Origin of the sequence: Roseixanthobacter glucoisosaccharinicivorans (genome assembly GCF_043195095.2) — a bacterium.
In the GTDB taxonomy this organism is placed as follows: domain Bacteria; phylum Pseudomonadota; class Alphaproteobacteria; order Rhizobiales; family Xanthobacteraceae; genus NCEH01.
On sequence record NZ_CM195538.1, the window covers coordinates 4,662,501 to 4,680,834 of the forward strand.

An 18,334-nucleotide genomic window follows, 5' to 3' on the forward strand; every position below is an offset into this window, starting at 1 on the left:
GCAAGGCCGGTGCGCGCGGGCCGGCACAGGCGGGGGCGGGAAATGGTGGGTGGAATACGGCCGCGAAGGGCCGCTCTGCGTGCGAAGCGCTTGCCTGCGGGCGCGGCCTGCGGCACATCTCGCGCGCCATTCACCAAAGGCCATGCCGATGTCCGCTCCCCTGTCCCCGCTCGCCCCCCGGCTGATTCCCTATGTTCCGCCGGTCGGGGGCGTCCGGTTCGCGACCGCTTCCGCCGGCGTCAAATACCAGGGCCGCACCGACGTGCTGCTGATGGCGTTCGCGCCGGGCACCACGGTCGCCGGCGTCACCACGCGCTCGCTGTGCCCCTCCGCGCCCGTGGAATGGTGCCGCGCGGCGCTGCGCGGCGGCCGGGCACGCGCCCTGGTGGTGAATTCCGGCAATGCCAATGCCTTTACCGGCGAAGCCGGGCGCGACACCACCGCCGCCACGGCCGAATATGCCGCCGCGGCGCTGGGCTGCAAGCCCTCGGAAGTGTTCCTGGCCTCCACCGGCGTGATCGGCGAGCCGATGGACGCCGACAAGTTCGAGGCGCCGCTGGCGGACGCCGCGACCCGCCTCGCCAGCGAGAACTGGACCGAGGCGGCGCGTGCCATCATGACCACGGACACCTTCCCCAAGCTCTCCACCACCACGGTGAAGCTCGGCGAACTGGACGTGACCATCGCCGGCATCGCCAAGGGCGCCGGCATGATCGCCCCCGACATGGCGACCATGCTCTCCTTCATCGTTACCGATGCGCCGATCGCCGCCGACGTGCTCCAGAAGATGCTGTCGAAGGCCGTGGGCACCACCTTCAATGCGGTGACGGTGGACGGCGACACCTCCACCTCCGACACGCTGCTCCTGTTCGCCACCGGCGCCTCCAAGGCGCTCGGCGTCGGCACCATCAAGCGCTGGGATGATTCGCGCGTCGCAGGCTTCCGCGCCGCGCTGAAGGGCGTGATGGCCGATCTCGCGGAGCAGGTCGCCCGCGACGGCGAGGGCGCCCGCAAGCTGGTGCGCGTGCATGTGAGCGGCGCGGTATCCAAGAAGTCGGCTCGGCGCATCGCCATGTCGATCGCCAATTCGCCGCTGGTGAAGACCGCGGTTGCCGGCGAGGACGCCAATTGGGGCCGCGTGGTCATGGCGGTGGGCAAGGCCGGCGAGCCTGCCGACCGCGACCTGCTCGCCATCTCCTTCGGCGATATCCAGGTGGCCGCCCACGGCGCCCGCGACCCGGATTATGACGAGGGCGTGGTCTCCCAATATATGAGGGGCGATGTGATCGACATCCGGGTGGACCTCGGGCTGGGCGAGGGGAAGTTCCGTGCGCTCACCTGCGATCTCACCAAGGAATACATCGCCATCAACGGCGATTATCGCTCGTGAAGATCGTCCTCGTCGCCGCCTGCGCGCTGGTGGACGCGGACGGCCGGGTGCTGGTGGCCCAGCGCCCGGAAGGCAAGCAGCTCGCCGGCCTCTGGGAGTTTCCCGGGGGCAAGGTGGAGGCGGGCGAGCGGCCGGAGGAAACCCTCATCCGCGAACTGGACGAGGAACTCGGCATCAGTGTGAAGGAGGCGTGCCTCGCCCCCCTCACCTTCGCCAGCTATGGCTATGAGACCTTCCATCTGCTGATGCCGCTGTGGATCTGTCGCCGCTGGGAGGGCCAGATCGTGGCGCGCGAGCATTCCGGGCTGAAATGGCTACGCCCGGCGAAGCTGCGCGACCTGCCCATGCCCCCCGCCGACGCGCCGCTGATCCCGGCGCTGATCGACCTGCTGGGGCCGTAGGGAGAGCTTTGCGGGCCCCGCCTCTCAGCTTCCCGCAGCCCAGCCCCCTCGCGGCTTTCCCAAGCTCCGCCCCCTCCCCAACCCTCCCCCGCATGCGGGAGAGGGGGCGATTGAGGATTGCGGGGAGGAGGATTGCGAGTCGGAGCGATAGAAACTCCCTCTCCCGCGTGCGGGGGAGGGTTGGGGAGGGGGAAGGGCGGGGGAGGGGGCAGAAGCTTGGAGAGGCGCGCGTCGCCGACCACGAACGGTCATCCCCCTTGCGTTTCTCAGGCGAGCGGCAGCAGGGCCGCCTTCAGCGCCTCCGGCAAAGGCACCGGCCGGCGGGTGACGCGGTCCACATAGACGTGCACGAAATGCCCCTGCGCCGCCGCCTGGTCGCTGCCCTGGAACAGGCCGATCTCATAGCGCACCGAGCTGGTGCCGAGCCTCGCCACGCGCAGGCCCGCCTGCACCACAGCGGGATACGACAGGCTGGCGAAATAGGCGCAGCGGGTTTCCACCACCAGGCCGATCACCGGGCTCTTCTCGAAATCCAGCGCGCCCTTGGCGATCAGATACTCGTTCACCAGCGTGTCGAAATAGGAATAGAAAACCACGTTGTTCACGTGGCCATAGACGTCCATGTCCGCCCAGCGGGTGGTGATGGTGAGGAGGTGGGGGAAAGCGGAGATCAGCGCTGGCTGCTCGCGCCCCGCATTCTTGGTCTCTTGGGTCGACGCACTCATGCCCAGGCCGCCTGATAGATGGCCAGCGCATCCGCCTCGTGCACGGGGCGGGGATTGTTCACCAGGAGGCGGCTCTGCTTCATGGCGTCGGCGGCGAGCATGGGCAAATGGTGTTCCGGCACGTTCACTTCCCTCAGGCAACGGGGCAGGCCGAGATCCAGGGAGAGCGCGGCCAGCCGCTCGACGAAACGTTCCGCCACCTGCGCGTCCGTGCCCGCACCGATGTCGGGAAAGGCGATGGGCGCGATCTGCGCATAGGCGCTGGCGGCGGCCGGCAGGTTGAAGCGCAGCACGTGCGGCAGCACAAGGGCATTGGTGAGCCCGTGCGGCAGATGGTAATGCCCGCCGAGCGGATAGGCGAGCGCATGCACCGCCGCCACCGGCGAATTGGCGAATGCCTGCCCCGCCAGCAGCGAGCCGAGCAGCATGGCTTCGCGCGCCGGCCGGTCGGTGCCCTGGTGCACGGCGGTGCGGATGTTCGCCCCCAGCAGTCGCAGCGCCTCCTTGGCGAGGCCGCGCGAGATGGGATTGTTGTTGGGGCTCGCCGAGGCATAGGCCTCGATGGCATGGACCATGGCATCCACCCCGGTCGCCGCCGTCACATGGGCCGGCAGGCCGAGGGTGAGGTCGGCGTCCAGCAAGGCGATATCGGGAATGAGGCAAGGCGAGACCACGCCCTTCTTCACCGTCTCCCCCGTGGTGACGATGGAGATGGGCGTGACTTCCGAGCCGGTGCCGGCGGTGGTGGGCACCAGGATCAGCGGCAGGCGCGGCCCCTTGGCGATGCCGATGCCGTAGATTTCCGTCAGCGCCTCCTGGCCCAGCGCCAGCAGCGCCACCAGCTTGGCGACATCCAGCGAGGAGCCGCCGCCGAGCCCGAGCACGCCCTGCGCGCCCATGGCGACGGCTTCGGAGGTGGCGGCGAACACCACGTCCTCCGGCGGATCGGCCACCACCTGGTCGAAGATGCGGTGGGCGATTTCCGCCGTGCGCAGGGCTTCCAGCGTCGGCGCCAGAAGGCCCGCCTTGACGATGCCGGGATCGGTGACGATCAGGATGCGGGACACGCCCCGCGCCGCGAACAGATCGCCCACCCGCAGTGCCGCGCCGCTGGCGCAAACGATGCTCGGCGTGGTGTTGAACACGAACCCGGACATGGCTCCCCCCTTTGATCGTCGCGCACGGCGCTCGTTGTGGCGGTCAGGTTTTTGGCGGGATATCCCCCGCCGTCTTCATTTCCTGCGTGCCGAGCGCATCGGCGAGGCGCATGCGCGCGGAACCGGGGCGCAGCGGCTTCTGCTGGCTCTCGTGTGGCGCCCAGCCCGACAGCCAGACGATCTCGAAGGTGGCGCGCACCTTGCCGTCCGCATCGGCGAACCGTTCCGCATAAACCTCCGCGGCCCTCAGCAAAGTGGCGCGGCGCAGCGGCACGCGCCGCCGCTCGGCGAGCGCATTGCTCGCCCCCATGCGGCGCAGATCCGCGAACAAGGTGAAGGGCGAGCTATAGCGCACGCTCACGCGGTCCACATCGGTCACCGGCAGGGCAAAGCCCGCCCTTTGCAGCAGCGCGCCCATGTCGCGCACATCGGCGAACGGCGCGACGCGGGGCGAGAGCCCGCCCGTGGTCTCGCTCTCGGCGATGGCGAAGACTTCGCGCAGTTCGGCGAGGCTCGCTCCGCCGATGAGGGCGCCGATGAACAGCCCGTCCGGCTTCAACGCGCGGCGGATCTGGGTGAGCGCGCCGGGCAAATCATTCACATATTGGAGCGAGAGGCCGGACACGATGAGGTCGAGCGCGCCTTGCGCGAACGGCAATGCCTCCTCGTCCGCCACCACGGCCGGAAACGCGGGATGCGCCGGTGCCGCGAGCGGGGCGGCGCGGAACACGGTGTCGATGCCGGGATGGCGCGCCAGGATTTCGGCGACGGCAGGGGTCGCGCTGCCAAGGTCGAGGGCGCGGGGAAAATCGCGCTTCACCGCCAGCAGGCGGTCGCCGACATCCTCGGCCACGCGGTCCAGCAGGAAATCGGCCGGGCCGAGGGCGGCGGCACGGGCGAGGCGGCGGCGCAGCAAGGGCCGGTCGAACACGAGAGGGCTGCTCATGGCCGCCATATAAGCCTGCGCCCCCGGCCTTGCACAGGCCCGCTCATTCGCAGGTCGAGAGCGTCACCGGGTCCGCGCCCTCGGGCACCAGCGCGCCCATGGGCCGGCAGGCACCGTCGATGCACACGCGGTAATCCGCCGTGGCGCCGGAACGGCGCATCACGATCTGCTTCTGCGGCGCCAGCACCGGATGGGCGACATAGCGCCCGTCCTTCAGCACCGACCCTTCGGGCGGATCCATGCCCGCGCCGGAGCCCTCGAGGCGCATTTCGGTCAGCACCAGGCCGGCGGGGGTTGCCCGCCAGTCCTCTTCCCATACGGTTTTCTGCACCGAATGGGTCCAGGCGAGGGTGATCATCGTGGCAAGGCGGAGCGTCACGCCGCCGCCGGCGAGGCAGATCAGGCTCACGCCGCCCGGGCCGCTGCGTTTCGCACCTGGATCAGGTGCCAGGTGAGGAAAGCGGCGAACAGGGCGAACGCGCCCACGTCCGACAGGGGCAGCGAGGCCACGAACAGCAGCGCGGCGATCCCCGCCACCACCCGCTCGAGCACCGACAGCGGCCCAAACAGCCAGCCGATGGCCACCGCGCCCAGCAGGCCGATGACGATGCAGGCCTTGAAGAACACATAGGCCACCTCGACCCAATAGCCGTATTGGGCCGCGATATGTCCGCCGTCCTGGAGCATCAGCGCCGGCTCATAGACCGCCATGACCGGGATCAGGAAGCCGGCGAGCGCGATGCGGCACGCCTGCCAGCCGATGGCGTCGGGCGAGGCTTTCGCAATGGGTGCGGCGGCCAGGGCGGCGAGCGCCACCGGCGGGGTCAGGTCGGCGATGATGCCGTAATAGAACACGAACATATGGCTGACGATCAGCGGCACGCCGAGCGTGAGCAGGGCGGGCGCCGCCAGCGAGGCGGTGATGATGTAGGTGGGAATCGTGGGAATGCCCGTGCCCAGCACGATGCTGGTGACGATGGTCAGCAGCAACGAGAGCCACAGCGTTTCCTTGCCGATGGACACCACCCATCCGCCGAAGATGGTGGCCGAGCCGGTGAGGGTGAGCACGCCGATCACGGTGCCGACGATGGCGCAGGCCATGCCGACGGGCAGCGCCTGGCGCGCGCCTTCCGCCAGTCCGTCGCGGCACAGCACGAGCGTTGCCCGCCCGCCCCGGGTGATCAGGTTGCCCAGCACCAGGACCAGCACCAGGCCGACGATGACCATCACGCCGAATTCGAAGAAGGCCGCGCACACGAGCCCGAGCGCGATCCAGAAGGCGAGCCGGATCAGCGGCTGCGAGGTTTCGCTGGCAAGGCTCTGGCCGAGGATCAGCACCACGGTCAGCGCGAGGCCAACCGCCCCCGCGAACAGCGGCGTGTATCCGGCGAACAGCAGATAGACCAGCACGATGAGCGGCAGCAGCAGGTACCAGCCCTTGCGCAGGGCCGGCAGCATCAGGGGCACCTTGTCCTTGGGAATGCCCATCAGGCCGCGCTTGCCGGCCTCCAGATGCACCATCCAGAAGGCGGAGCCGAAATAGAGGATGGCCGGGATGATGGCGGCCTTGACGATGGTGGCGTAGGGCACGCCGATGGTCTCGGCCATGATGAAGGCGACGGCCCCCATGACCGGCGGCATGATCTGCCCGCCCATGGAGGCGGTGGCCTCCACCCCGCCGGCGAAGGACGCGCTGTAGCCGAAGCGCTTCATCAGCGGGATGGTGAACTGGCCCACGGTGACCACATTGGCGACGCCGGAGCCGGAGATGGTGCCCATCAAGGCCGAGGAGAACACCGACACCTTGGCCGGGCCGCCGCGCGCGCGGCCGAACAGGCCGAGGGCCACGTCGTTGAACAATTGGATCATCCCGGCCCGTTCCAGGAACGTGCCGAACAGGACGAACAGGAAGATGTAGGTGGCCGAGACGGCGATCGGCACGCCATAGATGCCCTCGGTGCCGAACGACATCTGCTCGACGATCTGGTCCAGCGAATAGCCGCGATGATCGAACGGGGCGGGCAGGTACTGGCCGAACAGGCCATAGGCGAGGAAGGCGCCGCAGATCAGCGGCAGCGCGGGACCCATCATCTGCCAGGAAATGGCGAACACCACCACGATCAGCGCGATGCCCACCACGAAGTCCGTGGTGGAGATTTCGCCGGCCCGCAGGATCAAATCGTTATAGAAAATCCATTGATAGAGCCCGGTCGCGAAGCCGACGAGGCCGACGCCCCATCCCAGCGCCAGGGTCAGCCGGGAGGTGCTGCGATGATTGGCGATCAGCGCCCCGGCGATCAGGCACAGGAAGCCCACATGCAGGCTGCGGATCACCTGGCTCGGCAGGATGGCATAGGTGGAGACGAACAATTGATAAGCCGAGAAGGCGATGGCGATCCAGAACAGGATCTTCCCCTTCAGGCCTTCGCCGAAACCCGGCGGCAAGCCGTGCTCCATGTCGTCGATGGGCGCGAAAGTCTCCGGTGGCGTGATATCGGCATCGGCGGAAAGGCGCGGCGCGCTCATCTTCACTCGCTCCAGAAAGCTGGCTCCGGATCGTCCGGGCCGGACCACGCGGCGGGTTTTGCCCGGTGCGGCAGGCGTGCCCGTTGGGCAGGTCGCGGGAATGGGAAACGGGCGCGCCGCCAGGCGCGCCCGCTCATGTCATCTTCCCGAAGGTCAGGGCGAGACGCCCTTTTCCTTGAAATATTTCTCCGCGCCCGGATGGAACGGCACCGGCGAACCCTTCACGGCGCCCTGCAGCGTGATCGCCTTGGCGGCGGCATGGGCGGCCTGGAGGTCCGGCAGGTTCTCGAAGATCGCCTTGGTGATGGCGTAGACCTCGGCGTCCTTCATGTCCTCGCGCACGACGAGGAAGTTCGGCACCGCGGCGGTGGCGACGTCCTTGTCCTGGCCGGTATAGGTGCCGGCGGGGATCACGGTCTTCAGATAGGGCGTGCCGACCTTGTCCACGACAGCGTTGGGAATCTCCACCACATTGATCTCGACGGCGGTGGCGAGGTCCTTGATGGAGGAGACGCCGAGGCCGGCCGACTGCAAGGTGGCGTCGAGCTGGCGGTTCTTCATCAGCTCCACCGATTCCGCGAACGGGAGATATTCCACCTTGCCGAGGTCTTCATATTTGATGCCGGCGGCGTTGAGGATGGCGCGGGCGTTCAGCTCCGTGCCCGATTTCGGCGCGCCGACCGACAGGCGCTTGCCCTTCAGGTCCGCCAGGGTCTTGATGCCGCTGTCCTTGGACGCGACGATCTGGATGTAGTTGGGATAGATGGCGGCGAGCGCGCGCACCTTCTTGAGCGGCGCCTTGAAGCCGGCCTCTTCCTTGCCGGCCCAGCCGTCGGCGAGGCTGTCGGCGAGGGTGAAGGCGATCTCGCCCTTGCCCTGCTGGATCAGGATGAGATTTTCCACCGACGCCTTCGTGGCCTGCACCGAGGGGCGCACGTCCGGCACCTTGCTGGACAGGATGTTCGAAATGGCGACGCCCATGGGATAATAGACGCCCGAGGTCCCGCCGGTGAGGATGTTGACGAATTCCGCCGCCTGCGAGGCCACCGGCGCGCAGGCCAGCGCGACCGACAGGGCAACCATCTTCAGCCTTTTCATGAACGCTCCTCCGATTTGGCTAGGTATTTTTCCGGAAGGCTAGCGCCTTCGGCGGCAAAGGCCACCTGCTTTCTTGCGGCTGAGACGAAAGTCTAAACGGCCAAGGCCGGCCCCGACCCGCCCGACAGACCGCGATTTCACGGGTTCAAGCCATTGATCCCGACCTTTCGGGGCGCTAGTGACGGGATGAAAATAATGAATCCCACAAGCCCTAAGGGCGCGGGATGTCGCCTCCCGCGCGGGGGCCAAGGGAGCCGCCATGCCGTCCGAGCCCATGCCGTCCGACAAGGAAATTCTCCGCGCTCTGTTCGAGACCGCGCTCGCGGCCGCCCTGCCCGAGGGCAAGTTCGACGGGCGCCTGCCGGAGCCGCCGAAGGGGCGCACCATCGTCATCGGCGCCGGCAAGGCCTCCGCCCGCATGGCGCGCGCCTTCGAGGACGCCTGGCAGAAGCCCTGCGAGGGGCTGATCGTGACGCGCTACGGCCATGGCTGCGAAACCCGCCAGATCGAGATCGTGGAAGCCTCCCACCCGGTGCCCGACGCGGCCGGACTGAAGGCGGCCCAGCGCATCCTGGAACTCGCCCGCTCGGCGGGGCCGGACGATCTGGTCATCTGCCTGATGTCGGGCGGCGCCTCCTCGCTGCTCACCCTCCCGGCGGAGGGCATGACGCTGGAAGACAAGCAGGCGCTCAACAAGGCGCTGCTGAAGTCCGGCGCGCCCATCGGCATCATGAACCAGGTGCGCAAGTCCATGTCGGCGATCAAGGGCGGGCGCCTCGCGGCGGCGATCGCGCCGGCGCGCTGCGTGACCTATCTCATCTCCGACGTGCCGGGCGACGACCCGCGCGCCATCGGCTCGGGTCCCACCATTCCGGAGAAATCGGACCCCGAGGCCGTGCTCGGCCTCATGCGCGCCTATGACGTGCCGGTGAGCCCGCAGATGGAAAAGGTGATCCGCGCCAACACCGTGTCCGGCGAGGCCTTGCCCGGGCAGGAAGTTCATATGATCGCCACCCCCATGATGGCGCTGCATGCGGCGCGGGAGAAGGCGAAGGAATTCGGCCTTTCGACCGTCATCCTCGGTGATGCCATCGAGGGCGAGGCGCGCGAGGCGGCGACCGTGTTCGCCGGCATCTCCTTCAGCGCGGCGACCCATGGCGAGCCGGCGAAGGCGCCCTGCGTGCTGCTCTCCGGCGGCGAGACCACGGTGACGGTGCGCGGCACCGGGCGCGGCGGGCGCAATGTGGAATTCCTCCTCGCCCTGGCCATCGCCCTGAAGGAGGCCAAGGGCATCTCCGCCATCGCTTGCGATACCGACGGGGTGGACGGCACCGAGGACAATGCCGGGGCCTGGTTCGACGACCAGATCCTCGCGCAGGCCCGCGCGGCCGGTGTTTCGGCGGCCGATCACCTCGCCGACAACGACGGCTACAGCTTCTTCCAGAAGCTGGACCGGCTGGTCATGACCGGGCCAACCCTGACCAATGTGAATGATTTCCGCGCCATATTGATCCGCTAGGGCCAATCGACATCCATGGCTTGACGCCGTTGCGGGAGAAGCCGTCATGCACGGGCTCGTCCCGTGCATTCACGCGGCCCCGCTGGAGCGGGCTCTTCAAGGCCTGCACGTTCGGCCCGGCCATGACCGCCGGTGAAAGAAAGACAATCGCGCGCACCTGCCGTCAGGCGCCTCGATCCATCACGCCGCTGAATGTCGATTGGCCCTAGGATTATGCAACGACGCGTGAAATGCTGCGTCGCAGCAGCATTGCGCGCGCCGCATGCCGCGCCAAAATTGAGCTATATCAAATCATTGACGGCGCTTCCCAGCGCCCAAGCGGGGGCTTGACGTGGGCTAGAAGGGTCAATGTCCTTGACCTTTGCTGCGTTGCACATAGATTGCGAGCAGAGGAACCGGGGGGTCCGGACCATAGGTCAGGAGACCACCATGAACGATCAGGCTGCGCCTGGTATCATTCGCAAGCTCTGGGCTGGCGAAGCCCAGCTGTTTCACGAACATCTGCTGCGGCTCGACAAGGAGAGCCGTCGCAATCGTTTCGGCTCCGCCGTGTCGGAATCCTTCATCGCGCATTATGCCGAGCGCGTGTTCCGCTCCGGCGCGGTGATCCATGGCTGTTTCGTGGACGGCGTGCTGCGCGCGGCGGCGGAGCTTTATCCCTTCTCCGGGGTGCTCCCGCGGGAGGCGGAGGCGGCGTTCAGCGTGGAAAGCGCGTTCCAGAACGGCGGCTTCGGCACCCAATTGATGGAGCGCACCATCCTCACCGCGCGCAATCGCGGCATCCGCACGCTCTATATGAACTGCCTCGCCCATAACCGCCGCATGCAGCAGATCGCGCGCAAGTTCGACGCCGACCTGAAGTTCGAATCCGACGAAGTGATCGCGCAATTGACGGCGCCTTATCCCACCGCCCTGTCGCTGGCGCGTGAGGCGGCGGCGGATGCGCAAGGGGTCTCCCGCACGCTCTTCCAGGCGCAGGTGCGCGCGACGGGGCGGGTGATCGGCCTGCTGCTGCCGGGTTCGCGCGCGGCCTGAGGCCCGATGGGGATGGCCGGGACGCGCCCGGCCATGACGACCGCTAAGGACGGGCAAAAGCGGGCACCCGTTGTCAGGTCCCGAACGATATGTAAGCCGCTGACTGTGGATGGGTCCTAATGGGGCACGCTTTTCGACAGCAGGTTCACCACCAGCACCCCGGCGATGATGAGGCCGAGGCCGATGACGGCGGGCAGATCCAGCTTCTGCCCGTAGACCACCAGCCCGATCGCCGCCACCAGCACGATGCCGACGCCCGACCAGATGGCATAGGCGATGCCCACCGGCAGCACCTTCAAGGTGAGCGAGAGGCAATAGAAGGCCACCGCATAGCCGATCACCACGATGACCGAGGGCAGCGGCTTGCTGAATCCCTCCGCCGCCTTGAGGGCGGAGGTGGCGATGACTTCCGCCGTGATGGCGACGAGGAGCAGCACATAGGTCATGGGCCGAGGTGAGCCCAGGGGTGTTTCCGCGTCAATTGGGTTTTGCCTTTTGCGGCCGCGCGATACCGTCACAGCCGATGCGGGATCGACTGCGCGATCGGTGGCCTCAATGGAAATTCCGTCCTTTCGGCAAGGCGGGGGCATTGGCGGGCACCAGGGGGGCGGGGTGCCGGCGGTGCGGCGCCTCTTTGGGGTCGCGCGGATCGCGCCCGGGGCCGCGTTTGGCCTCGTCGGGCGGCATGGCGGGATTTATGGGCGAGCCGTCCCGGTCCAGCTCGTCGATGAGATGGCTCCAATCCTCGATCTTTTCCGCCACCAGGTGGATGACGCTGCTCTCGTTCTGCAGCCGGCCGGTGACGCCCACCAGGCGCGCGCCCATCACCTGCGGGCGGAAGGTCTCGAACACGCGGGGCCAGACGATGACATTGGCGAAGGCCTGCTCGTCCTCGATGGTCATGAAAATGACGCCGCTCGCGGTGCCCGGCCGCTGGCGCACCAGCACCAGCCCGGCGAGCGTGAGGCGCCGCCCGCTCGCCAGCCCCGGCAGACGGCCGTTGGGCGTCACGCCGCGTTGGGTGAGTCGGGGGCGCAGGAAGGCCAGCGGATGGGATTTCAGCGACAGTTTCAGATGCCGGTAGTCGGCAATCACCTGCGCGCCCGGCGGCAGGACCGGAAGCGCCACCTCCGCCTCGCGCACGCTCTCTTCGCGGGCCGCCGAGGCGGCGCGGAACAAAGGCAGATCGTCCTTGTCGCCGGCCCGGCGCAGGCCGCGCACCGCCCAGAGCGCGGCGCGCCGGTCGAGCCCCAGGGAACGGAAGGCGTCGGCATCGGCGAGGCGCTCCAGCACGGCGGGTGACAGGCCCGTGCGCAGCCACAGGTCGCGCACGCAATCATAGCCCGGCCCGCGCAAGGCGGCGATGCGCCGGCCGGCCTCCTCGTGCAGGCCCTCGATCTGCCGCAGGCCGAGCCGCAGGGCATGGGTGGTTGCAACATCGCCGGCCATGTCGCCATGGCGCGGGTGGAGGCGCCCGGCGGCGGGTGTGCGGCGGCCTTGTTCCTGCGCGAGCTGGCTTGCTCCCTCTCCCGCTTGCGGGGGAAGGTCGGGGAGGGGGCACGCCGCCTCGGGGCACGGGCGTGCGGCGGGACGGGAATGGGGGCTTTGCGGGCGGGACACCGGTGCGCCTTCTCTTCCTCCGGGCAGTTCCGACTCTGCACGTCCTCCCTCTTCCCCCTCCCCAGCCCTCCCCCGCAAACGGGAGAGAGGGGGCATAGCCTTGAGGAGGGAGAGCTCGTGATCGACCGCCTCTGCGGGAGGGGCCGAAAGGGCAGCGGCGCCGTCCTCCGCTTCCAGCGTATGATCCCAGTGCGATGAATTGATATCGACGGGACGGATCTCGACCCCGTGCTCGGCGGCGTCGCGCACCAATTGGGCGGGGGCATAGAAGCCCATGGGCCAGGCGTTCAGCAGGCCGGCGGCGAACACATCGGGATAATGGCACTTGATCCAGGCCGAGACATAGACCAGCAGCGCGAAGCTCTCGGCATGGGAACGGGGAAAGCCGTAGGAGCCGAAGCCCTGGATTTGCTGCCACAGGCTTTCCGCGAAGGCGCGTTCATAGCCCTTGGCCAGCATGCCGCGGATCAGCTTGCCCTTGAACGTGTCGATGGTGCCCACATGCTTGAAGGTGGCCATGGCGCGCCGCAGCTTGTCGGCCTCCTCCGCCGTGAAGCCGGCGCCGACGATGGCGATCTGCATGGCCTGTTCCTGGAACAGCGGCACGCCGAGCGTGCCTTCCAGCACCTCCTTCAGCTCGGGCGAGGGATAGACCACCTTGTCCAGCCCCTGCTTGCGGCGCAGATAGGGATGGACCATGCCGCCCTGGATCGGGCCCGGGCGCACGATCGCCACCTCCACCACCAGATCCTCGAATTTCGTCGGCTTGAGGCGCGGCAGCATGGTCTGCTGGGCGCGGCTCTCCACTTGGAACACGCCGATGGAATCGGCGCGCTGGAGCATGGCGTAGACGCGCTTATCGTCCGGCGGGATGTCGCAGATGCGCTTGAAATCCTGCCCGTACCGGGTGTTGAGCAAAGCGAAGCACTTCTGGATCGCGGTGAGCATGCCGAGCGCCAGCACATCCACCTTCAGCAGGCCGACGGCTTCCAGATCGTCCTTGTTCCATTCGATGATGGGGCGCTCGTCCATGGCCGAGCGGGTGAGCGGCACGGTCTCGTCCAGCCGGTCGTGGGTCACCACCATGCCGCCCACATGCTGGGAGAGGTGGCGCGGAAAGCCGATCAGCGCGCGGGAGAGTTCCAGCGTCAGGCCGAGCCGTCGGTCGGTGGGATCGAGGCCGAGGCGCACCGCCTCTTCCGCCTTCACCCCGCCGGAGGACCAGCCCCAGATGGAGCCGGCGAGCGCCCCCACCGTATCCTCCGAGAGGCCGAGCACCTTGCCCACCTCGCGCACCGCCGAGCGGGTGCGATAGGTGATGGTGGTGGCGGCAAGCCCCGCATGGGCCGCGCCATAGCGCTGGTAGACGAATTGCAGCACCTCGCCGCGCCGCTCGTGCTCGAAATCAATGTCGATGTCGGGCGGTTCGTTTCGGTTGCGGGAGATGAAGCGCTCGAACAGCAGGGCGGATTTCATCGGGTCCACCTCGGTGAGGCCGAGGCAGAAGCACACCGCGGAATTGGCCGCCGAGCCGCGGCCCTGGCACAGGATGCCGGCGCCACGGGCAAAGCGGACGATCTCGTCCACCGTGAGGAAATAGGGCGCATAGCCGAGCTCGGCGATGAGGCCGAGTTCGTGCGCCAAGGTGGTGCGCACCTTGTCCGGTATGCCTTCGGGATAGCGCGTGCGCGCCCCTGTCCAGGCCAGCGCTTCCAGCGCCGCCTGCGGCGAGGCGAAGCCGTCGCGCGCCTCGCGCGGATAGGTGGGCTTCAACTGGTCCAGGGAGAAATCCAGCCGCGAGAAAAAGGCCAGGCTCTCCGCCACCGCTTCCGGCAAGGCGCGGAACAGGCGCGCCATTTCGGCGGGCGGCTTGAGGTGCCGCTCGGCATTGGGGGCAAGGCGCGTGCCGGCGGCATCCAGCGTCACATGGGTGCGGATGCAGGTGAGGATATCGTGCAGCGGGCGCTGCTCCGGCGCATGATAGAGCGCATCCCCCACCGCCAGCACCGGCAGGCGCGCGCGCCGCGCGAGGTCTGCGAGGCGGGCGAGGCGGCGCGCGTCGTCCCCGCCATGGGCGAGGGCCGCGGCGAGCCAGAGCCGATCGGGCGCGGCTTCTTTAAGCTGGCTAAGGAATGTCGTGAAGGTGTCGGGCGGCCGGCGCGGCGGCAGCACGGCGAGGCACAGGCCCTCCTGGAAATCCAGCAAATCGGCGCGGGTGAGGCGGCAATCGCCCTTCTCCGCCCGCATGTTGCCGGTGGTGAGCAGGCGGCAGAGCCGGCCATAGGCGGGCCGGTCGATGGGATAGGCGAGGATGTCCGGCGTGCCGTCGCAGAACACCAGCCGGGCGCCGATGGCGAGGGGAAAATCCAGCGTTTTCGCCATGGAATGGGCCCGCACCACGCCGGCCAATGTGTTGCGGTCGGCGATGCCGATGCCGCGATGGCCGAGCGCGTGCGCCTGCCGCACCTGATCTTCCGGATGCGAGGCGCCGTGGAGGAAGGAGAAATTGCTGGTGGCGGCCAATTCCACATAAGGCGGGACGGGCGGGGCGGGGCGCGGGCCGGAGCGGCCGGGGAAGGTGGGGGTGAGGAGAGCGCCGCTCATGCGAACAGCCCATGCACATACCAGGCGGGTCGGCTGGTTTCCGCCCCATAGAGCCCGGCGCGGAACAGCCAGAGGCGCAGGCCGTCTTTCGTTTCCACGCGAAAATAATCTCGCGTCGGGTTGTGGAGCGCGCCGGAGAGCGCGTCGGGGAACGGCCCTTGGAGCCCGGCGTCCGGATGCGCGGGGGGCAGCCACGCGAGGCGCAGGGCGGGTTCGCGCCACCAGGGTGCAGCGATGCGCTCGGGCCCTTCCACGCGCGCCACATGATGAATGCGGCGGCGCCAGCGGAAGCGCACGGGGGCGCCGTCCGGCACCTCGGCCACGGCTTCCACCGCCTCGGGCGCGGCGAACAGGCGCTGCGGCCGCACGGCGCCACCGGCGTCTGGGCGCGCGGCTGGCCTATGGGGAACGGCGGCGCGGCGCACCGCCGGGCGGTCAGGAAGGGGCGGGCCGATAACCGCACGCGGGTGAGAAACCGATGTCTGCGGCGGCGGGGCCGATATCGCGGCCTCCGGCGCGCGCGGCAAAGGGATCGAAACCGCGATCAGGACGGAGGAAGGCCGCGTCGGATCGACGGTGGGCAAAGCGGGACGCAGGTCGGGGCGGGGACGCGCGGGGAAGGGGATGGCTTGCCCCTCCTCTCCTTTCTGCCGGTCTTCTCCGCTTTGGGGTTCAGGGGGCGCAAAAGCTTGGTCCGGCCCGGCTGGAAGGGCATCGTTGCCGGCCATGGCGTGCGCCGGGTCGGCGAGCGCGCCGGCATCGAACGGCAGGCGCTTGCGCGCCAGGGCGGTGGCCTGTCCTGCCTCCTCGGGAAGATGCGCGTCCCGAACCTCGAGGTGCTGCACCCGCGCGGCGCCGAAGCGGGCAGCGAGCCGGTCCACGAGGCCGTCCAGGGCGGCCTCCTCCGCCTGCCGGGCCTCGAAGCCATGCTGGTGGGGCGCCATGTCCTCGGCCAAGGTGACGCCGAGGCGCAGCAGGTCGAAGCCGAAGCCGGCATCCAGGCTCGCCACCTGTGCCACCTTCTCCGCGAACAGGCGGCGGATGGCGAGGGGATCGCGCAGCGGCCGGCTCGCGCCCACCTTCAGCCGCGTCACCTGCCCATCCACGCGGAACAGGGTCAGTTCCAGATGCCGCGCGCCCTGGCCCGCGCGCGCGAGGGCGGGGTCCAGCTTGGTGGCGAGATGATGGGCAAGGCCGAGCACGTCCTCGGTGCGCTCGATGGGGTCGGACAGGCTGCGCTCGGCGCAGAAGCGCGGCGGGGGAAAGCGATGGTCCACGGGCTCCCGCGCAAGGCCGGTCGCCTGGTCGAGCCGCCGCAGCAGGTCGGCGCCGAAGCGCGCGGTGAGCGGCGCGCGCGGCTTGCCGGCGAGATCGCCGATCCGCGTGAAGCCGAGCCGGGAAAGAGCGGCAAGACCCCCCGCGTCCAGCCGCAAAGCGGCGAGCGGCAAGGGGGCGAGCAAGGCGGCAAGGTCGGCGCCCTCTTCCGCCACCAGGGCGGGGCGGGCGCCGAAATGCGCGAGCGCCCAGGCGGCGCCGATGGTGGCGGCGATCGCGGCGCGGTTGGAATAACCCCGCGCCATGACGCGGGCGCGCAGGTCGCCCACCAGGGCGCGCTCGCCGCCGAACAGATGGGCGCAGCCGGAAATGTCCAGGATCAGGGTATCCGGCGCATCGAGGGCGAGCAGCGGCGTATAGCGCTCGCAGGCGTCGGCCACATGGCCGAGCAGGCGCGCGTCCGCCTCGGCCGCATGGTCCGCCACCTGAAGCTCGGGATGGCGCGCTCGGGCATCCGCCAAAGAGAGGCCCGGCACGAGGCCGAGGCCGCGCGCGGCGGTGTTGAGCGCGGCGAGCCGCAGCGCGCTCTTTTCCATGAGGAGGGTGGCGCGCGGGGCCGCGCGCATCTCGGGCGGCAAGCTGCGCTCGATGCGGTCGGTGGAAAGGCGGTTCAGCCACAGGCACAGATAGCGCCGGCCGGCGGCGGGGGGCGAGACGGGAGCTAAGGTCATGATCCGGCCTCGCGCGCATGGCTGGGATGGTGGGGAACGGCGCGGGCGGGCGCGGCCGAAAGGAAGGCCGGGCCGGCCAGGGACAGGGTCCAGCGTCCCAGCGGGCCGAGGCGGTTGCGCATCAAGGCGGCCTCCAGGGTCGGCAGGCCGAGCCCGCCATAAGAATCGTGCGGCGTGCTCATGGTGGGCGCGATCGCCCAGCGGGTGAGGGCGGCGCAGGCGGCGGGGTCCGGCCGCTGGCGCAGCAGCAGGCCGAGCACCGGATGCGCGCGCGCCGCGAGCGACAGCCGCCGGGTGGCCGTGAGGGCCTCGGGAAAGGCCGTGCCCACTTCGCCGAGCACGGCGGACAGGCCGCCGCATTTGAGGCCCTCCTCCATCGCGAACAGCACGTCCTGCGGCTTGCGCACCCGCACCAGAACCAGCGCCCCGCCGCACAGGCCGAGTTCGGCAAGGCCGGGCGCATAGAGGCTGCCGCCCTCCAGCTCCGCCAGCTCGTGCTGCACCATCAGCACCGGGCGCTTGAGCTGGAACGCGGCGCGGGCCGCGAGCGCGAGGGCGAAGGCGGTGAGGGCGGCTTCCGCGCCGGGGCCGCGGGCCGCCGCCTCGTGCAGCGCGCCGAGGGCAAGCCCGCCGCCCAGCGCCGCGTCCAGAGGCGGGAGGCCGAGGGGCAGGAGCGGGTGGGGTGGGGACAGGGAGGCGCTGGGATCGTTGAGCGGGGCGTGTTCTTGCGCGGGCTCCCGCTCACGTGCCTGGTCTTGTTCGTGTGTCTGGTTTTGCGCGCGTGCGCCGGTGGAGTGCCCGCCGTGCGCCGAGCCGTCGCCGGAAATCCGCGTCTGGGATGCGGCAGAGGACGCGGGCGCCGGGCGGGAAGACCCATTCAGGATCGACGCTGCGGGGATGCGGGCTCCAGGCGCGCAAGCCGGCACGGCTTCCCGGTCCGCCCCGCGCCAGGGTCCACCATTCCGGCCGTCATCGCCGTCGCCATGGCTGCGGCCGCCATCGGCGCCGGTCCCATTCTCCCAATTCCAGCCTTCCCGGTTCTCATTCTCCCGGTTCCCATTCTCCTGGTTCCAGTCATGCGCGCTCCAGTCTTCCTCCTCGCCTGCGGACCAGGGCATGGGGGGGCGGGCAGGCGGGGTGTCCGCGCGCCGCTCGATGGCGGAAATGCAGCGCCGCAGGCGCGCAAGCTCGCCCGCAGCGCGAGTCGCGCTCGGATTGGACATGGGCGGTCCGTTTCGCTGGCAGCATCCCCGCGAGCGGCGCAAGCGCGGCCGCCCGTGCGAAATGCCGGGGGTTCGCGGGAGCGT

Annotated in this window: 14 protein-coding genes; 4 read left to right on the plus strand and 10 right to left on the minus strand. The window is 69.3% G+C overall.

Annotation, left to right across the window (positions count from 1 at the left end; all coding sequences use genetic code 11):
• Positions 1-148 precede the first annotated feature (148 nt).
• Entirely contained in the window at positions 149-1,390 is a 1,242-nt protein-coding gene (gene argJ, locus V5F78_RS21505; RefSeq protein WP_394071948.1) for a bifunctional glutamate N-acetyltransferase/amino-acid acetyltransferase ArgJ, read from the plus strand.
• Positions 1,387-1,791, plus strand: coding sequence for a (deoxy)nucleoside triphosphate pyrophosphohydrolase (locus tag V5F78_RS21510; protein WP_394071947.1), 405 nt, complete (start codon positions 1,387-1,389; stop codon positions 1,789-1,791). Before argJ ends, V5F78_RS21510 begins: the two co-directional genes overlap by 4 nt.
• 266 nt (positions 1,792-2,057) lie before the next feature.
• Here the strand turns inward: V5F78_RS21510 and V5F78_RS21515 are convergent, their stop codons facing one another.
• The 6 genes from V5F78_RS21515 to V5F78_RS21540 all read right to left on the minus strand — a co-directional run bounded on the left by V5F78_RS21515 (position 2,058) and on the right by V5F78_RS21540 (position 8,243).
• Positions 2,058-2,516: an acyl-CoA thioesterase gene (locus V5F78_RS21515; RefSeq protein WP_394071946.1), complete on the minus strand. Its 459-nt coding sequence runs from the start codon at positions 2,514-2,516 to the stop codon at positions 2,058-2,060.
• On the minus strand, positions 2,513-3,673 hold the full coding sequence (locus V5F78_RS21520) for an iron-containing alcohol dehydrogenase (RefSeq protein ID WP_394071945.1): 1,161 nt from the start codon (positions 3,671-3,673) through the stop codon (positions 2,513-2,515). The genes V5F78_RS21515 and V5F78_RS21520 overlap by 4 nt, the downstream gene beginning before the upstream one ends.
• 43 nt (positions 3,674-3,716) lie before the next feature.
• The gene (locus tag V5F78_RS21525; RefSeq protein ID WP_394071944.1) at positions 3,717-4,628 is read right to left on the minus strand and encodes a methyltransferase domain-containing protein; all 912 of its coding nucleotides are present in this window, start codon (positions 4,626-4,628) and stop codon (positions 3,717-3,719) included.
• Between the two features lie 34 nt (positions 4,629-4,662).
• Complete coding sequence (locus tag V5F78_RS21530) at positions 4,663-5,028, minus strand: DUF1850 domain-containing protein (RefSeq protein WP_394071943.1); 366 nt, start codon at positions 5,026-5,028, stop codon at positions 4,663-4,665.
• Positions 5,025-7,145: a TRAP transporter permease gene (locus V5F78_RS21535; RefSeq protein ID WP_445322286.1), complete on the minus strand. Its 2,121-nt coding sequence runs from the start codon at positions 7,143-7,145 to the stop codon at positions 5,025-5,027. Before V5F78_RS21535 ends, V5F78_RS21530 begins: the two co-directional genes overlap by 4 nt.
• A 153-nt stretch (positions 7,146-7,298) precedes the next feature.
• The gene (locus V5F78_RS21540) at positions 7,299-8,243 is read right to left on the minus strand and encodes a TAXI family TRAP transporter solute-binding subunit (RefSeq protein WP_394071942.1); all 945 of its coding nucleotides are present in this window, start codon (positions 8,241-8,243) and stop codon (positions 7,299-7,301) included.
• A 259-nt stretch (positions 8,244-8,502) separates the two neighbouring features.
• On the opposite strand from V5F78_RS21540, the gene V5F78_RS21545 reads away from it, so the two are divergent.
• Together V5F78_RS21545 and V5F78_RS21550 are read left to right on the plus strand one after the other, a co-directional pair.
• Positions 8,503-9,762, plus strand: coding sequence for a glycerate kinase type-2 family protein (locus V5F78_RS21545; RefSeq protein ID WP_394071941.1), 1,260 nt, complete (start codon positions 8,503-8,505; stop codon positions 9,760-9,762).
• A 429-nt stretch (positions 9,763-10,191) separates the two neighbouring features.
• Positions 10,192-10,797, plus strand: coding sequence for a GNAT family N-acetyltransferase (locus tag V5F78_RS21550; protein ID WP_394071940.1), 606 nt, complete (start codon positions 10,192-10,194; stop codon positions 10,795-10,797).
• 116 nt (positions 10,798-10,913) lie between these two features.
• Here the strand turns inward: V5F78_RS21550 and V5F78_RS21555 are convergent, their stop codons facing one another.
• The 4 genes from V5F78_RS21555 to V5F78_RS21570 all read right to left on the minus strand — a co-directional run bounded on the left by V5F78_RS21555 (position 10,914) and on the right by V5F78_RS21570 (position 18,250).
• Complete coding sequence (locus V5F78_RS21555) at positions 10,914-11,243, minus strand: SMR family transporter (RefSeq protein WP_394045312.1); 330 nt, start codon at positions 11,241-11,243, stop codon at positions 10,914-10,916.
• Positions 11,244-11,349: 106 nt separating this feature from the next.
• The gene (locus V5F78_RS21560) at positions 11,350-15,021 is read right to left on the minus strand and encodes an error-prone DNA polymerase (protein ID WP_394071939.1); all 3,672 of its coding nucleotides are present in this window, start codon (positions 15,019-15,021) and stop codon (positions 11,350-11,352) included.
• Entirely contained in the window at positions 15,018-17,027 is a 2,010-nt protein-coding gene (locus tag V5F78_RS21565) for a Y-family DNA polymerase (protein ID WP_394071938.1), read from the minus strand. The genes V5F78_RS21560 and V5F78_RS21565 overlap by 4 nt, the downstream gene beginning before the upstream one ends.
• Positions 17,024-18,250: an ImuA family protein gene (locus V5F78_RS21570; protein ID WP_394071937.1), complete on the minus strand. Its 1,227-nt coding sequence runs from the start codon at positions 18,248-18,250 to the stop codon at positions 17,024-17,026. The genes V5F78_RS21565 and V5F78_RS21570 overlap by 4 nt, the downstream gene beginning before the upstream one ends.
• Between the last annotated feature and the right edge of the window lie 84 nt (positions 18,251-18,334).

Excerpts from the sequence above, each read along its gene's own strand:
- argJ (WP_394071948.1), top strand. The coding sequence starts at position 149 with ATGTCCGCTCCCCTGTCCCCGCTCGCCCCCCGGCTGATTCCCTATGTT.
- V5F78_RS21515 (WP_394071946.1), bottom strand. The coding sequence starts at position 2,516 with ATGAGTGCGTCGACCCAAGAGACCAAGAATGCGGGGCGCGAGCAGCCA.
- V5F78_RS21520 (WP_394071945.1), bottom strand. The coding sequence starts at position 3,673 with ATGTCCGGGTTCGTGTTCAACACCACGCCGAGCATCGTTTGCGCCAGC.
- V5F78_RS21525 (WP_394071944.1), bottom strand. The coding sequence starts at position 4,628 with ATGGCGGCCATGAGCAGCCCTCTCGTGTTCGACCGGCCCTTGCTGCGC.
- V5F78_RS21535 (WP_445322286.1), bottom strand. The coding sequence starts at position 7,145 with ATGAGCGCGCCGCGCCTTTCCGCCGATGCCGATATCACGCCACCGGAG.
- V5F78_RS21540 (WP_394071942.1), bottom strand. The coding sequence starts at position 8,243 with ATGAAAAGGCTGAAGATGGTTGCCCTGTCGGTCGCGCTGGCCTGCGCG.
- V5F78_RS21545 (WP_394071941.1), top strand. The coding sequence starts at position 8,503 with ATGCCGTCCGAGCCCATGCCGTCCGACAAGGAAATTCTCCGCGCTCTG.
- V5F78_RS21550 (WP_394071940.1), top strand. The coding sequence starts at position 10,192 with ATGAACGATCAGGCTGCGCCTGGTATCATTCGCAAGCTCTGGGCTGGC.
- V5F78_RS21555 (WP_394045312.1), bottom strand. The coding sequence starts at position 11,243 with ATGACCTATGTGCTGCTCCTCGTCGCCATCACGGCGGAAGTCATCGCC.
- V5F78_RS21560 (WP_394071939.1), bottom strand. The coding sequence starts at position 15,021 with ATGAGCGGCGCTCTCCTCACCCCCACCTTCCCCGGCCGCTCCGGCCCG.
- V5F78_RS21565 (WP_394071938.1), bottom strand. The coding sequence starts at position 17,027 with ATGACCTTAGCTCCCGTCTCGCCCCCCGCCGCCGGCCGGCGCTATCTG.
- V5F78_RS21570 (WP_394071937.1), bottom strand. The coding sequence starts at position 18,250 with ATGTCCAATCCGAGCGCGACTCGCGCTGCGGGCGAGCTTGCGCGCCTG.